This is a genomic window from Enterococcus sp. AZ156 (genome assembly GCF_051714165.1).
In the GTDB taxonomy this organism is placed as follows: domain Bacteria; phylum Bacillota; class Bacilli; order Lactobacillales; family Enterococcaceae; genus Enterococcus_B; species Enterococcus_B pernyi.
Genome location: NZ_JBIORI010000001.1, coordinates 3,000,727 through 3,016,977, shown reverse-complemented (window position 1 = coordinate 3,016,977; position 16,251 = coordinate 3,000,727). Strand labels below are relative to the sequence as shown.

Here is a 16,251-nt window from a genome sequence, read left to right as displayed (position 1 = left end):
CAGATGGTTTAGAGGATATCTTGAAAGGAGGAAGTATGTTAAAAAATTTTTTAGAAACAGAGTCAGGTAAAAAAATAATTATCGGACTTGGATTGTTTGTTGCTGTGGTTGCTGGACTCGTAGGGTATTCATTAATGAATACTGCACAAGAAAATACAGGTAAATCAACAGACTCAACGACAGAAGAACAAGCAACAACAGAGTCAAGAGATCGTTTTAACGCAACGATCTACAGTGGCACCTGGTATTCTAATCTACCAGATGATACAGAAATCGTATTAGCAACTGATGGAACCTATAAAGTCTCCAGTGATTGGTTTGAGTCAGGGACCTATTATTTAAATACAAGTGGTCAGGTAGTTTTAGAAAACGATAAGAAGCAAACCAAAGAATTTGCCTTACAAACTAAGATGGGAAACACGATCTTATATCGAGAAGATGATGGGGAAGATGTGTATCTTTATCCTACAGAAGAAGTAAAAGCCCAGTTAGAAGCAGAAATTTCTGAGCAGGTTGAAGCCGCACAACGAGCGGTTTCACAAATGTGGATGGATATCTTGATGCAAGGAACATGGGAAAATACGAACAATAGTCGTTCCTTTACATTAGAGTTTGGAGAAGACAAATTTACTCAGAAAAAAATTGAAGAAGGAAGATCAGATGAAGAAGTAACATTTGAGTATCGAATTGTTTCATTTGATACCGATCATGAAGGTGCCAACTTTGTCGTCAATCGAACAGACAGTGGGAATCTACAAAAAACAATCACTTTTAGAATCACTGAAGAAGCGAATCAATACAGGCTGCTTGGAAATGAAGGAAGCTTCCAATGGAACACTCTATTTGAAAAGCCGTATGAATCTGTACAAATGACACAAGATGGGACGAGTCGTTCAGACACCTCAAGAACACAAGAAACCACAGATGAAGAGGGCAATACAGTTATTATAACAGAAAGAGATGTGACCTAAATGAATAACGTAGATAAAGATCCAGAAATCGATAAGCTCGAAAATATTTTTAAAAGAATCTTTCAAAGAGGACCAATTTGGCTCTATAGATTCATAAAAAAAGTTGTTCAATTAGGAATGAAAGTATATCGAAAAGTTCAGGTATTTCGACAAAAACGTAAAGAAGCACGAGAAAATCCAAAAAGTAAAGATCTAAAAGAAAAAGGGATTCTAGCCAGAGCTTGGCATTTCTTGAGACAAAAATACAGAACGTATCAGCAAAATCGTGCAGATAGAAGAGAAAAGTTAATAGATAAAGAGTCAAAAGATAAGGGAACTTTATCTAAAGCCTGGAACTCTATTAAGCGGAAACTTGTTATCAGTAGAGACCATCTGACCAGAGAACAGGGGACTGCCTCAATGTCCCATGGACGAAGTTCAGCTGAAAAGCCCTTACTATCTAGAAGTAATTCAGCTGAAAAAGGCGGCACTCCAGATGGAAAGCCAAGACTATCCGCAATGACGAATAGAGCGAATAGACAAGCAAAACTACACAATGATGCATTAAGAACTCAGGGATTGACAAGAAATCCACTAGCAAAAGGTACACCATTACCAACGAGATAGTCTGTAGATCTAGAGAAAGAGGTCGGGAAAGAAGTGTTCAGTCTCGAGAAATAAGGCGCCATCCACGAAAATTGTTTTTCAAATTTTTGTGGATGGCGCCTTATTTCCGATGAGGTTACTTCTGTTCTCGCCGTTTATTCGGTTTTAGGTGGTACAAGAGGACTAATGTCCCAGACACTTTTATGTCTATAGTTGATTGAGAAGAATCGTTGCGAATAAACCAAGTGCATAACTACTGTTGAACAAAATCATATTTTTGATTGAATAGCTAAAACTGATAGGCTGCGGCAGACTCTCTTTGAATAGCTGAAGATTAAGATATATTTTTGGTAAAGTCAAGAAAGCCAGAAGGATCGGCCATTGAAAAATACCACTGATCAGACCTATTAAAAGAATCAGATAGCACGCATACATCAAAAGTTGAAAAAGCATGATACCGATGGGACGACCAATGTAGAAAACTAACGTGTACCGATGATTTTCAATATCTCGCTCCAAATCGCGTAAATTATTCGCTAACATAATATTGGCTATCGTAAAAACAAGTGGGAGTGCTGCCAGAAAGATGGCGGCTACAGCCCAGATATTGCCAGATAAATTGAAGGTGCCAGTTGCTAAAGACAGGGTTAAATCAAATAGATCGCTGCGATGAGTGTTGATATAGATGACCATCGTAAAGATCCCTAAACCCATGGTAAAACCGCTGAAAATCTCTCCTAATGGCATACGTGATAAAGGGATAGGACCAAAAGTATAAAAAATCCCAATAAAACAACAAATCATCCCCATCAGCAACAATAACCAACCAGTCCGCAATGTCAGTAATATACCGATGACTAAGACAAAAGCAATCATCCCTAAAATCATGTTTCGTACGAGTTTTGGTGAAATACCAGTCCGTCCAATGACGTTCTCTTCGTATTTATAAATTTCCGAATGTGCTTTTTCATAATCCATATAGTTATTGATTGCGGTAGTTGCTAAGTCAAAGACAAGCATACCAATAAAAAACAGTAAAGTGTTCAGCCACTGTATTTCGTGAAAAAAAGCGATAGAGAATAAAACCCCTATCGCAAAAGGAAATACACTAGCGACCTTCGTACGTAGTTCAACTACTTCTAAAAAGATTTTTAGTGTCATATCAGTTACTCCTTAGTTTAATTCAGAACGATCGCCCATAGTATATTTTGAATCTTCAGCGAGTTTGAAAGTATCTTTGATTGGATCTGTCACATAGACCTTATCATCTTTTGTCACAAAAATCGCCTCAGTTCCATCATTCAGTTTATCCTCGATGTACGCCAAGCCATCTTTGACACCCATGGCGAAGACCGCAGTAGATAGTCCGTCTCCATCAATGGATTGATCGGTGATGATCGTGACACCAGCGATGTCGTTGTCAAAAGGATAGCCGGTTTTAGGGTCGAACAAGTGATGATATTTCACGCCATCAACTTCCAAGTAGCGCTCATAGATTCCAGATGTGACCAATGTTTTATTTCGTTCTTTGATCGAGCCGAGGATCGTTCCACGGGCAAGATTCGGATCTTGGATACCGACTGTCCAATCTTGATCTTCTCCTCTAGGACTGTGTCCAAGAACATAGACATTCCCACCTAGATCGACGATCGCCGTCGTTACATCATGGTCTTTCAAGACTTTGACGACTTCATCAGTGATGAATCCTTTCGCAATGGCACCTAGGTCAAGGATCATGCCTTTTTCTTGCAAGTAAACAGTCTTTTCTTCATCATTGAATTGGACTTTATGATAATCCACTAACTTCAATGCTTCATCGATTTCTGCTTGTGATGGTTTACGTGCATCGTCAAAGCCGATACGCCATAATTGTGTGATTGGACCGATTGCCATATCAAAGCCTCCATGAGAGTCCTCGCTGTACTCATACGCACGTTTTAATAAACGGTACACATCGTCAGATACTTTGACTGGTTTGATTCCTGCTTGTTGATTGATTTCATCAACTTCGGAGCCGCTTTGATTGATCGTGATTTTATCGCCTAACTCTTTGACTCGGTCAAAAGCAGGTTTTAATACGTCTTCTTTCCCTTCATCGTAGATACGGATACGAACGTAAGTACCAAGCAAAAATTGTTCGTCTGTGTAAGGGTCAGAAAGCAGTGAAGTGTTGTTCTCTTGTTTTCCTTCAGTTGTTTGATCTGTGCTGCAACCCGCAATGGTCAGTAGGCACAAGAGCAAGACAAAAGGAAGTAATCGTTTCTTCAACATCTATTCCTCATTTCTTTTTATCTATTTCATGTTCCGCATAAAGAGAAATCTCTAAGCGAAATCAAAAGTAAGTTCATGCTTTGTATTCTAATATAATCTGGCAGGAATGAACATCTTTTTTTCGGGGGGATATGGCGTTTGCAGGGATAGCACAGAAAAAGAGATGTGACAGTTGCCACATCTCCAAAAGGATTATCGTAAAGGCAGATGAGCCTTCTGTTAGACAAAGTTTATTTTGTCACAATGTTATCGACTTCAATTGTTTGTGTATCGCCTTTTTCAGCAGCATTGACTAATTGTTGTGCATACATGATGAATGAATGTGCACTGTGAGTTGCGCCAGTTACTACTTCTACATCTGCTGGAGAACCATCTTCTTCGCCCATTGCTGAAATAAGTTCATCGTTTAATTCTGGGATGTAAGTTTGAGGGTCAGTACCAGATTTTTCTTTCATCTTTTCGTTGTACTCTGTATCATCTTGTTTTGATTTGCCATCTGCATCGATGTAATCAAAGTTTGATTCAGTGACTTTGCCATCTGCAACTGTCAATTCAAATTGCACACGATAGCCATTTGAATAGTTTTTCTCTTCTAACTTGTATGTGCCGTCTTTAAGTTCTGCACCATTATCGATTTCGATCGTTTCAGTGTTACCCGCTTGAGCCGCTTGGATCAATTGTTGTGCGTAGTTTTGGAAACTTTCTGATGAATGTGTCGCACCAGTCACAACTTCTACACCACTTGCGCTTTGTGCGCTTAGCAACTGTTCATTTAATTCAGGAATGAATGTTTCTGGATTTGTACCAGCTTTTGCTTTCATGTTTTCGTTGTATTCAGCATCATCCATTTTAGATTTGCCATCTTCGTTCACATTGTCATAATTAGACTCAGTGATCTTGCCGTCTTTTACGACCATTTCAAAAACTGAACGGTAACCATTAGAGTAGTTTTTTTCTTCTAACTTGTATGTACCGTCTTGTAATTCTCCACCAGCAACGATTTCTTTAGTTGATTCTGTTGTACTAGTTTCTGTTGTACTAGTTTCTGTTGTAGAAGATTGTGCAGTAGAAGTAGAAGAAGATGTACTACTTGAACTATCATTGTTATCTGATCCACAAGCTCCTAGCATCAATGTTGAGAATGCTAATACAGCAAACCCCGTAACAAACCGATTTTTCTTCATTTTTTAACCCCGCCATTTCATTTTTTGTCCACAAATTCCTTGTGATTCATTATACATTCTAATGGATATCATCAATAAGTCAACCGTTTTACAAAAATAACGACAGTGATTTAATTGAGCGTTTTCTTTCTGGAAATTTCGTGAAAAACAGGCGTTTTTATTGTAATAAAAAAAACATAAAAAGGTGTTAGACAAATATACAAAACATCTATATAATGTATAAAGATTGTGTAATCATTATCAAATTGAAAAAACGATCAACTATTAATAATTTATATAGATGAAAAATAAGGAGCGGATATTCAATGACAAAGCAAAATATTGTCGTTGTGGGTGCTGGTTATGCGGGTGTTTCAGCTACAAAACACTTAGCGAAGAAACTGAAAAAAGAAGACGTAACAATCACATTGATTGATCGTCATTCGTACCACACGATGATGACAGAACTTCACGAAGTTGCAGGCGGACGTGTGGAACCAGAGGCGATCCAGTACGATTTGCAACGATTATTTGCAAGACAAAAAAATGTAGATCTAGTGACTGATACAGTAATTGGCATCGACAAAGAGAAAAAAATCGTCAAAACCAAATTAGGCGCTTATCCATTCGATCAATTGATTTTAGGTATGGGTGGTGAACCAAATGATTTTGGTACACCAGGTGTTAAAGAAAATGGCTTTACTCTTTGGTCATTTGAAGATTCCGTTAAGATCCGTAAGCACATTGAGAAAACGGTCGAAAAAGCAGCATTAGAACCAGACGAAAAATTGCGTAAGGCAATGTTAACGTTTGTTGTATGTGGTTCTGGGTTTACGGGAATCGAAATGATCGGTGAGTTAGTGGATTGGAAAGATCGTTTAGCCAAAGACTACAAACTAGATGCAAATGAGATTACACTAATGGTTGTTGAAGCAATGCCAACGATTTTGAATATGTTGGATCGTAATGATGCAGCCAAAGCAGAACGTTATTTAAATAAAAAGAATGTTGAGCTATTGTTGAATGCGCCAATCGTTGAAGTCGCTCCTGACCATATCAAATTAAAAGACGGTCGTGAAGTGCCTACGCATACCTTGATTTGGACAGCAGGTGTTAAAGGAACAACCGATGCGGCTGATTTCGGATTAGAGACTGCACGTGGCCAACGTTTAGTAGCAAACGAATATATGCAAGCAAAAGGCTATGAAGAACAAAATATCTACATCATTGGTGATTTAGCGTATTACGAAGAATTCCCTAATACACCAACACCACAAATCGTTCAAGCCGCAGAACAAACCGGTCATACAGCTGCAGCGAATATCGTGGCTTCGATCAAAGGTGGCGAGAAACATAAATTTAAAGGGAACTACCAAGGATTTATGGTTTCTGTCGGCGCCAAATGGGGTGTAGCGAACTTATTTGACAAGATCCATTTAAGTGGCTTTTTAGCAATTATCATGAAGCATATCGTCAACTTGAAATATTTCTTTGATATCCGTTCAGGTTATTATATGTTCCAATATATGATGCACGAATTCTTCCATATCAAAGATGATCGCAATGTGACTCGTGGACATTCTTCTCGTTACGGCAATGTTTTATGGAGCGTCCCATTACGAATCTTCTACGGTCTCGTTTGGTTAGTTGAAGCTTCTAAGAAAATGATTGGTAACGGTGAAGTATTAAAACCAAGTACTTGGTTTGGTGAAGGTTCATGGTTTACTGGTAACAGTGTGTTCCCTTGGACTTGGGAATACAATGTAGCAGATGTAGCAAGTGGTGCTTCAGCAGCAGGTGATGCAACAACAGCTGCGAGCGGTGCAGGTGCAACAACTGGAGAAGCAGCAACACAAGTGGCACATTTTGGCTTGAGCTACGCATATGGTGAAGAACCAATGGCAGTGATCGATAAATCACCAGACTGGTTCAACAGCATCATGCAAGTCATCATGCCAAATAACGATGTAGCGATGTTCTTCCAAAAATTCATGGTCTTCTTTGAAATCGCGTTAGCGTTAGCATTGATTGCCGGTTTATTCACTTGGTTATGTAGTGCAACAACGATTGTTTTAGTTATCACATTCTGTATTTCTGGTATGTTCTACTGGGTAAACATCTGGTTCATCTTTGTGGCGTTTGCCTTGATGAATGGTTCAGGTCGTGCGATCGGTTTGGATCGTTGGGTGATTCCTTGGTTACAGAAAACACTCGGTAATTGGTGGTACGGGAAACCAAAGGCACGTTACGGCGAATAGAGAAAGTTAACAATTCAAATAATCCAAATGATTTTAGCAACTAAAATCATGATATGAGAAGAAATAAGGAGGAGCTTGGGGTGTGCAAACATTCCAAGCTCATCTTTTTCTTAAATAGGTTCGTATAAAGATGATGAATCGCTCAAATCCTTGAATTAGCTGTGTTGTGCCTCTCATTCACAACCTTCGTTATTCATGGTAAAATTGGAGCAATCAAACGAGGAGAAAAAGGGAGTGAGTACTTGAAAGAATTTATTCAAAAAAGTTTATTAAAACCTTGGGATATCATCATTATTCTTTTGTTAGTCATGCTCTCATTCTTGCCGGTTGTCATCTTTAGTTATCAACAAGTGGATGCAACACCAAATAAAGAAGCAGTGCTACGAGTCGATGGAACAGAAATCAAAACGTTTCCGTTGGTAACTGAAACCAAAGCTTATACCTATTTATACGAAGATGATCATGGCGACAAAAACGTGATCGAGATCGATGGGGAACGAATTCGGATCAAAGAAGCAGACTGCGACGACCAGATTTGCGTTCGCCGAGGATGGGCAACGAATAATGGTGAAACAATCGTTTGTTTGCCTCACAAATTAGTGATCGAAGTGCGATCAACAGACGGGAGTGGGGAAGACAGTCTGATTTATTAGACGGTTCACGTCATGAGTAAATTACAAAAAATGATCTATATATCTTTATTAGTTGCCCAAGGTGTGATCATCGGTTTATTGGAAAATATGATTCCTTATCCTTTCGCTTTTGCGCCAGGTGCAAAACTAGGATTGGCTAATTTGATTACGATTGTGGCAATTTTTACAATGAAAAAACGAGATAGCTTCTTATTACTTTGGTTGCGTTTATTTTTGACCACGTTATTAGGCGGCACGATTTCGACGTTTCTTTATAGTATGAGTGGTGCGTTGTTGAGTTATGTAGGGATGTTGATAGTCAAACAACTGGGTCCTAAAAGGGTTAGCATTATTGGCATCAGCGCGACAGGTGGATTTATGCATAATGTCGGTCAGTTATTGACCGCGTCATTTATCGCTCAATCATGGACAGTCATGCTCTACTTACCGATTTTGTCATTCCTAGGTATTCTATCAGGATTGGCCATAGGGATAGCTGCTAATTATCTGCTGAAACATGTGAGAACACTTCAGCGTTTCCAAGCAGACTATGATCGACAGACCAATAGTCAATGGCAATCGGTATTTCTGAAAAAATAAGCGTTATACAAGGAGTTTTTTTATGAAGTTACATCAAATGTGGGTGGACTATCCAACGATCCAAGTGGAATTGAACCAAACACTAAAAAAAATGGAAAGTGTTGTTCGGCTGAAAAACAAACCAGTAGAAGAAGCGATAAAAGAAACGATTCATGCAGGTGGGAAGTTACTGCGTCCGGCGTATCAACTATTATTTGCTCAATTTGGCCCGGAGCAAGATCGCGATAAAGCCATTTCGTTGGCAGCATCTATTGAGATGCTACACATTGCGACATTGATCCATGATGATATCGTTGATGAAGCTGACTTACGCAGAGGACAGCCAAACTTACGTAGCCGTTTTGGCAATAGTGTCGCTGTTTATGCCGGAGATTATTTATTTGTTTGTTGTTTTAAACTCTTGTCCGAATATACTTCTTCCTTAAAGAGTATGCAATTAAATGCAAGAAGTATGGAAAAAGTATTGAATGGCGAGCTCGGGCAAATGGATGATAAATACAATACCCAGTTGACGGTTGAAGAATACTTACAGAATATTTCTGGTAAAACCGCTGAACTTTTTCAACTGAGTTGTTTTGTAGGTGCATACGAAAGTGGCACAAGCGAACGTTTTGCAAAAAAAGCTGGGGATATCGGGTTAGCGATCGGTATGGCGTTTCAAATCATTGATGACATTTTAGATTATACAAAACAGAGCGATGACATCGGCAAGCCTGTATTGGAAGACATTCGTCAAGGGGTGTATTCTTTACCTTTGATCTATGCGTTACAAACAGACAAAAAAGCAGAATTACTTGAATATTTGTCCAAAGAAAAACAAATGACACAAGCAGAAGCTGAGAAGGTTCAACAATTAGTTATTGAGGCACAAGGGGTCGAAAGCGCCCAGAAGTTGGCAGAATCCTATACGAAACAAGCATTAAAAGAAATCAAAAAATTGCCAAATACCTCGGTACAAACAAAAGAAACATTAGAGACTTTGACGTCATTGATCCTAAGACGGGCAGACTAAGTTATATAAAAATGTGGTTGTGACAGAAGTGTTCAGCTCCGAGAAATAAGCGTGAAACCCAGAAAATTGTTCTTCAAATTTTTGGGGTTTCACGCTTATTTCTGAAGGGGTTGCTTCTGGAACACCGTTTATTCGGTTCTAGGAGATGCAAGGTCACTAATGTCCCAGGCTCATTTTTTTCTTTGCACAGAAAAAGTGGTTTTGCACCTTCTGAAAGAAAGAGGTATGCTAAATAATAGGTATCGCATGGTGACTGATTTCCATTTAGTAGTTCCATACGTATCAGTAGTTTGTTGCTCTTAAAAACATGAACCATCAATAGAATGGACATGGGTCGTTTATCGAACAGGGGCTTACATCGTTTTATTTATGGACGTAAGTACATAAAGTGACGGAGGAAGAATAAAGGAGGGAAATCAAAGCACATAAGAAATAATACATAATATTGAGTGAACCATGGACAAAACAAGTAGTTAAAACATTCATTTTTTTGTTTATTCTGACAATCAGTATCGTTAACATTTTGGGGGAAATGTCGCTGAATGACAAGAATAAATGAGTCAATAAAAACCAGTGAAAGCCTTATGCAGTCCTGACTGATAAGGAAATCACTGGATTTTTTATTTTTTATCTTCCAAGGCTCGGGCTAGTTTGTGGTCGATTGTTTCGCGAGTGGCTATCTTGTTTTAGATGATTGTTTTCTGTTTGGCGATGTGCATGATTGATCCTATCTTTCAATGTAAATTTCTGAGTCTCAGGTGAAATCTTTTTTTGTAATGATTGGGTCTGCACCTTATGATTAGCCTTCCCAACTTCTTTGTCTGTGTGATCGCGTTTTTGGGAAGGCTCCTCTTTATCCATTCCATTTATCAATGTTTTTGCATCAAACTTTATTTTTGGCTGTCGATTTGCATAAGGTTCTTTAGAGATATCTTTATGTGTTTCATTGAACTTACGATTCGCTTCCGTAACAGCATTTACCACTTCTTTTTTTGTTCGGTCACGTATTTCAGGGAGTGGCGCATCTTTTTCATTCCTTTTAGTATCACTAGGAATTGTTTCGTAGATCGGTTCAGCAGAGTCTGTGTATCGTTCGACAAGTTTATCTACTTGTTTTGGCAACAACTTGTCGATTTTATCAAGTAATTCTTGCGCTCTTTTTTCATTATTTTTGATGCCAGCTGTTAGTTCCCTATATTTTTTTGAAGATGTGGAATGATCACTAAGCTGTTCTCTTTTTTCCTTTAGCTCTTGGATTCTAGCTACTGTATTCATCAGGCTTTTTGTCAGTTGTTTGATTTCTGTAGCAGGACTTTTTGGTAGATGCTTACTTAATTTCCTAGAACGCTGTTTCATCTTTTCTACTGACATAATATTTTCTTTACGATTATCCATAATTAGTTCCTCATCTCTCATCTTTGTTACATAAACAAAAATAGCATTTTAATCTTCGTGTTTGATATCGATAATTTCTAAGTAAGGAAAATTAGTGTAAGCATTTGTTGCTCTTGAAATACGAGCGAGAAAGCAACGAGGAGGAAAGCTTGTTTGATAGCAGAAAAAGGATATTGATCATTTTTTGATCAATATCCTAGATTATTTTGTTTAGTGTGAAGTTGTTTTACTTTGAAAGAGCAGGATTAGTTTTTGGTCGATTGTTCAGTGTTGGATTTGCTTTTTCTTGGGCGTTCACTTTGACCTGTTCCTGTGCGTTAGCTAACTTCTCGGTCAATGACGGTTTCAGAATTCCTTTAACAGGCTCTCCGTTTATAATTTTAATTTGATCAATCAATAATTTTTTTTGGTTCATTAATTTTTCGTTATTTTTCCCACCAAATAAATTCATGATTCTGCCAACTAACCTCTTCTTTCTTTTTTGGAAAGTAGCTAGTTTTTTTTCCGTTTGATGCAACTTTTTCTCAGCTTTATCTAGCGTAAGTTTTTGACTCCTAGTATCCTTAATTGGTTTTTTTTTGATTTCGATTGTTTTCTCTCTTTTATCATATGACTTTGAAGATATATTTTTATGAGATTCGTTGAATCTAACATTAGCAGATTTAACAGCCGACTGAATTTCTTCTTTTGATCGAGCCCTTTTTAATGTGATTGGGACATCGATCTCTTCCTTCCTTTTTTTCCTAACTTCAGGAATGGTTTCATAGATTGGTTCATTCATGATTTTTTCATTGCTCTTCGTGACGCTTTTGTCTTGAGTGAAATGGTTATCTATGTATTTTTCCAATCTATCCGCATGTGCGGGTGAAATATTTTCGATTCTTCTATATAAAACATGAATTCTTTTCCTATGATTTTTGATAGCATCTGTCAGTTCCTGATATTTTTTTGAAGATTTTGAAGAATCTCCAAGCTCCTTTCGTTGTGCCTTGAATTTTTCGATCATATTCTCAGAGTCGATAATTTGATTCGAGAGGTGAGTGATCGTTGTTTTCCCCTCATTGTTTAATTTGGGTTTATATTGCTTGTTCTTAGCCATATCTATCTCCTTCTCTTATTGTTATATATAAATAAACATAACATCTTTTTATTGCTAATTAGTGTCAATAATTTCTATTAAGGAAAATTTTTGATATAAATGATGAGATAATAAAACGTTGTAAAATTGAAATTGAAGCAGGTGGACTGATCGAATGGCAGAGCTTTTTCATTATAATTTTATGTCTCTTTTTGTAATGAAATAAAGTATATAAAATAACTAAATATATGGATTTGTTGAACCACTTTAGCTAGAAAATCTTTATCTGTGTGGGCGATGATCATGATCTGCTAAAACTCGGTGATTGTGTTCGATCTCCACGCAGTTTTTGATTTTTCATTTATGGTTCTTTTTTATTATGAGCGTCAGTTACTTGTTTTTTAAATATTGGTTTTAGGATACCTTTTTACGGTTGTTCGAATTTGTTTATCAAATCGGTTTTTTTCCTTTAAACTTTGGATTTTTTTCTCTGAAAGCATTCGCAATCAGACCGAAAATATTTTTTGCGTTTGTGGTACTTTTGCAATTTGGCCTCAATTTTCTGCACATTTTTTTAGTTTCTTGAATAAACTTCTTATGTTCGGCTGTTCTCTCTTTCTATGAGAGGGTTTTACCTGTGTCTATTCTTAGCTTTTTGTTCATTTTAGGTTCAGGAGATAAGTTGCGGTAAGATTGATTGAACTTTTCATTGGCCTTTGCTACTTTGATTGCAGAGCTTTCTTTAGGTGTTAATGGACACGCGATTTTGCCATAAGGGGAAACAGCCAATTTTTTTTCTAACTTCGTTGCAGTTTTTGAATCAATCGTCTCCAGTTGACGGTAAAGATTATCTGCTTGTTTTCGATGAAGTTGGATGCCTTCAATATATATAACGATTTCTTCTTTTACGTTAGGGTGGCTAACGAGACCATCTCTTTCTTTTGCAAGCGCCTGTATTGTTTTCTCTGTATTTATGATCTTTTCTGTTAGGTTATCGATTTTTTCTGTTCGTTTTTCCTGTTGCTGTGCGAGTGATTGCCGAGGCCTAGAAAGCTTTTGTGCGACGGACTGACGAGGTTCAGATGTTACTTGAGAAACGGATTGTCGTCTCGGCGACTGATCGACAGATTCTCGGCGAACACTTTTCGTTTGCCGGCGTTCTTGTTCTTTTAGGACAAGCTTCATTGCGCGATGACTGTAGATGTTATTTTGATTATTATTTAGTTCTTTATTTGCGTTATTGAGTTTGGTTTTTGCCTTGTTATATTCATCCGGATTGGCTGTTCTGCTCGAAAGTTTTTTACTTCACTTTTAATTTCCCTGATTTGTTCATTTAACTCTCTGTCTTTTTCGTTTAAATGCTGAATTTTCTGGTTAATTTGTTTAGCAGACAACTGGATATTTTCAGCGGTGATCGATGCTGTTTGTTGTGAGAATTTTTTTACAACATCTAATTGTCTACTGATTCTCTGAAAAACGTTGTCAGAAAGATTCGGTGCTTTTAAATTTATAGTTAACGATTGTTCTTTGATCAATATGTGTAATCTCAAGCGAGATAAGCTTTCTTGACCGATTGCTTGTGGATTTAGAACACCATCTCTGATGGCTGTATTTAAAAATCTTGTCACCTCTATATTTTTTTTAGGTTTCTCCATTGTTTCTCCTTAATTATCTTTATTAATATATAAAAAAATATCATTTTTCAACTCGTGGTATGTACCGATTATTTCTATAATGTGTAAATTTTTAGTATTGATCTTTTCTAAAAGGTGTTATTTTGGATTGATTTGCAGAGCAGAGGTGACTTTCGTTCATGTTATGGATTAAATCACTCAAATGGATTGTTTTGTTTATTTAAAACAATCTTTTCTTGTTTTTGGAAAAAATTGTTCCCAGCAAGAAAAAATCCATGCTATATTCTGAATTAAAGAACGCTATGAATAAAGGAGAGTAGCTGTGAGAAAACAATATACATCAGAATTAACGCAATTAACGGTGATTGAGATCGTAACAAAACTAAGTGAGAAGAATAGAAATTTTTAATTTCGTGATATTGAAGAAGAGTATCAGCAACCTTTGTCTGCGGCAGATAAATTTTTGATCCGCTGTTTGATTATAAAAAAATTCAACTTGAAGATTGAATATTTTTCTTCTTCTAAAGCGAATCAATTACAATTTTGCAAAATTTGAGAATAGTCCATTGAGGTTGGGATGAGCCAGTAAGAGATCGCTGAATCTAATGTGAAAATAAAAAATGTTGTAATTCAATACAAAAGAATTCATTCATTTTTTTATGTGTTATGATACAAACAGAACGACAGCAAAACAAAAAAGGGGGCGTTAAATGGAAGAGGGTTTCGTATAGGAAGAAGTGGAGAAAGCGATCGTTGGTCTTCAATAGATAAGCTTATGAATGACTTAGAAGTAGTAAATAGAGGAAACAACACACATAGAACATCACTTGATTGCCGAAAACTATTTCGGGGAAAAATAGTTGCTCGGTCTCACTTGCTTGACGACGTGCATCACAGATTGCGACAGCGCATCTAGATAAAAGCGTAGGCAAATGTTATCAGGTGTCCATTAGTATTGACAGGCAGTAGTTTGATTGTTCTACTGCTACTGACAATAGCACATAGTACTATCCTATTTAAAAAGGATATTGAACATAGAGTTAAAACATAGAACAAACATAGAAATTAGATGTAGACACAAAAGTAAAATAAAACACACAATGTAGTACCTCAAACATAGAATCAAGCATATAGTAGAAAAATATAGTACATCGTAAAGAAGTTTGCATGTTTTCTCGTGACATCAAGCTTATGAAAAATAAAGCGAGCATGACAAACCCACCATTGATAAAAAAGAGGCTAGGAAACGAACTAGCCTCTTTTTGCTGATGGTAGCCCATCGATTTCTGTTAAGCTGACTTCACCAGAGAGTAGTTGGAAGCGCTGGTTTGGCGTATCTACGATCAGTTCTCCTTTTGGACCGATTGCCTGGGCAATTCCTTGATAAGATTTTCCTTTTCGGGTAAAGCTGACAGACTTACCTAGGACAAATGACCGTTCTGTGTAAAGATCAAAATAGGTGTGCGAATGGTCGGCTAAATACCTAAAGAAATGTTTCCAAATCGCGCAGATCAATTGATTTCTAGTCATCGATGCTTCACCATCAGGAAACAAGGAGGTCGCTTTTTGCTGGATCTCATCAGGAAATTGCGTGTGAGGGATCGAAAAATTCAAGCCCACACCAATAATCACCGAACGAATTTCACCACTTTCCATATCGCTTACCGCTTCAGATAAAATTCCACAAACCTTTTTCCCTTCAAGGTAGATATCGTTGACCCATTTGATCATGGCATGTTTTCCTGTCGTTTCTTGAATCGCTTTGACACATGCACTGGCAGCAATCAACGTATATTGTGGCAATTCCTCAAAATGCTTTTGTGGATGCAATAATAAGCTCATGTAGATTCCTTGACTTGGTTGAGCGAAAAAGGAACGTCCAAAACGTCCATGGGCTTGTTCTTGTGTATCCGCGATAAATAAACTAGGTTTCGTAGTATCCATATTAGATGCCGATTTAGCATCTTTCATCGTCGATTCCGATTGTGATAAAACGTTCACTTGAACGTCAAAAGAAGATAATGCTTGGGAAATCTCTACAGGATCCAATACATCAGAGGGGAGATAACGATACCCTTTCGCTTGATGTTCAAAGCGAAAACCTTCTTTTTCTAATTCTTTGATGGCTTTCCAAATACTCGTTCGGGAGACATTCAGTTGTTGGGCGATTTTTTCACCGGATAGAAATGTCGGAGTATTTTTTAAAAGGTGTAGTACCTTGGCTTTTGTCGTCATCGATCAAGCTCCTTTCTACTATTTATATATTAGCAGATTTACGATCGAATGAGGACAGCGCGTCATACTTTTTGTTTGAGTCGCTATAAAGACGAAAAGATTTTGTAAGGAAGAGTCACTCAATTAGGAATGGACGAAATTGGAACAAAAAAGAAAGATTAAGAAACAATTACTAAAATTTACAGGAAACGCCAGGAAGTGTTGACTTTTACGTTTAAACAGTGTATTATATGAAGTTGCAAAAACTATCTGATGAAGCGAAGGCAGAAACGAAATATTGTCCGTTTCGGCTTTAATATAAGGAAACAAAAGTAGAAGCTCACGTAGGCAAGTACTCAAGAGAACGTTCTATTTTTGGTTTTTTTTTGCCTAAAAGCCGCAAAAAATGTCTGTTGTTACCTAAATATAATATTTTTA

At 37.3% G+C, this 16,251-nt stretch carries 14 protein-coding genes; 6 read left to right on the top strand and 8 right to left on the bottom strand.

Translation table 11 applies throughout. From position 1 onward, the window contains the following. The first annotated feature begins 35 nt into the window (after window positions 1-35). Together IGJ95_RS14235 and IGJ95_RS14230 are read left to right on the top strand one after the other, a co-directional pair. Window positions 36-971 carry a hypothetical protein gene (locus IGJ95_RS14235; protein WP_010733911.1) on the top strand — a complete coding sequence of 312 codons (936 nt, stop codon included), beginning with the start codon at window positions 36-38 and terminating at the stop codon, window positions 969-971. After that, a complete protein-coding gene (locus IGJ95_RS14230; protein ID WP_096081859.1) occupies window positions 972-1,577 on the top strand; it encodes a hypothetical protein in 606 nt (201 codons plus the stop codon). Between the two features lie 186 nt (window positions 1,578-1,763). On the opposite strand, the gene menA is transcribed toward IGJ95_RS14230, so the two are convergent. The 3 genes from menA to pplA all read right to left on the bottom strand — a co-directional run bounded on the left by menA (window position 1,764) and on the right by pplA (window position 5,011). Next, window positions 1,764-2,717 carry a 1,4-dihydroxy-2-naphthoate polyprenyltransferase gene (gene menA / locus IGJ95_RS14225; RefSeq protein WP_010733913.1) on the bottom strand — a complete coding sequence of 318 codons (954 nt, stop codon included), beginning with the start codon at window positions 2,715-2,717 and terminating at the stop codon, window positions 1,764-1,766. A gap of 12 nt (window positions 2,718-2,729) precedes the next feature. After that, window positions 2,730-3,827, bottom strand: coding sequence for an FAD:protein FMN transferase (locus IGJ95_RS14220; protein ID WP_010733914.1), 1,098 nt, complete (start codon window positions 3,825-3,827; stop codon window positions 2,730-2,732). Between the two features lie 230 nt (window positions 3,828-4,057). Continuing rightward, window positions 4,058-5,011 (bottom strand): extracellular electron transfer flavoprotein PplA, encoded by a 954-nt coding sequence (gene pplA, locus IGJ95_RS14215; RefSeq protein WP_438762173.1) that lies wholly within the window; start codon window positions 5,009-5,011, stop codon window positions 4,058-4,060. A 305-nt stretch (window positions 5,012-5,316) separates the two neighbouring features. Here pplA and IGJ95_RS14210 point away from each other — a divergent pair, with 305 nt between their 5' ends. The 4 genes from IGJ95_RS14210 to IGJ95_RS14195 all read left to right on the top strand — a co-directional run bounded on the left by IGJ95_RS14210 (window position 5,317) and on the right by IGJ95_RS14195 (window position 9,492). After that, complete coding sequence (locus tag IGJ95_RS14210) at window positions 5,317-7,248, top strand: NAD(P)/FAD-dependent oxidoreductase (RefSeq protein ID WP_438762171.1); 1,932 nt, start codon at window positions 5,317-5,319, stop codon at window positions 7,246-7,248. A gap of 242 nt (window positions 7,249-7,490) precedes the next feature. Beyond that, window positions 7,491-7,901: a NusG domain II-containing protein gene (locus IGJ95_RS14205; RefSeq protein ID WP_010733917.1), complete on the top strand. Its 411-nt coding sequence runs from the start codon at window positions 7,491-7,493 to the stop codon at window positions 7,899-7,901. Window positions 7,902-7,913: 12 nt separating this feature from the next. Next, window positions 7,914-8,480, top strand: a complete 567-nt coding sequence (locus IGJ95_RS14200; protein WP_010733918.1) for a Gx transporter family protein — start codon at window positions 7,914-7,916, stop codon at window positions 8,478-8,480. A 22-nt stretch (window positions 8,481-8,502) separates the two neighbouring features. Continuing rightward, window positions 8,503-9,492, top strand: coding sequence for a polyprenyl synthetase family protein (locus IGJ95_RS14195; protein ID WP_153830619.1), 990 nt, complete (start codon window positions 8,503-8,505; stop codon window positions 9,490-9,492). A gap of 627 nt (window positions 9,493-10,119) precedes the next feature. On the opposite strand, the gene IGJ95_RS14190 is transcribed toward IGJ95_RS14195, so the two are convergent. The 5 genes from IGJ95_RS14190 to IGJ95_RS14170 form a co-directional block, all read right to left on the bottom strand. Beyond that, entirely contained in the window at window positions 10,120-10,887 is a 768-nt protein-coding gene (locus IGJ95_RS14190) for a hypothetical protein (RefSeq protein WP_438762169.1), read from the bottom strand. A 226-nt stretch (window positions 10,888-11,113) separates the two neighbouring features. Further along, entirely contained in the window at window positions 11,114-11,986 is an 873-nt protein-coding gene (locus IGJ95_RS14185) for a hypothetical protein (RefSeq protein ID WP_153830618.1), read from the bottom strand. Between the two features lie 597 nt (window positions 11,987-12,583). Continuing rightward, window positions 12,584-13,150 carry a hypothetical protein gene (locus IGJ95_RS14180; protein WP_153830617.1) on the bottom strand — a complete coding sequence of 189 codons (567 nt, stop codon included), beginning with the start codon at window positions 13,148-13,150 and terminating at the stop codon, window positions 12,584-12,586. 35 nt (window positions 13,151-13,185) lie between these two features. Continuing rightward, window positions 13,186-13,620: a hypothetical protein gene (locus IGJ95_RS14175; RefSeq protein ID WP_153830616.1), complete on the bottom strand. Its 435-nt coding sequence runs from the start codon at window positions 13,618-13,620 to the stop codon at window positions 13,186-13,188. A gap of 1,230 nt (window positions 13,621-14,850) precedes the next feature. Continuing rightward, window positions 14,851-15,834, bottom strand: coding sequence for a biotin--[acetyl-CoA-carboxylase] ligase (locus IGJ95_RS14170; protein WP_023520563.1), 984 nt, complete (start codon window positions 15,832-15,834; stop codon window positions 14,851-14,853). Between the last annotated feature and the right edge of the window lie 417 nt (window positions 15,835-16,251).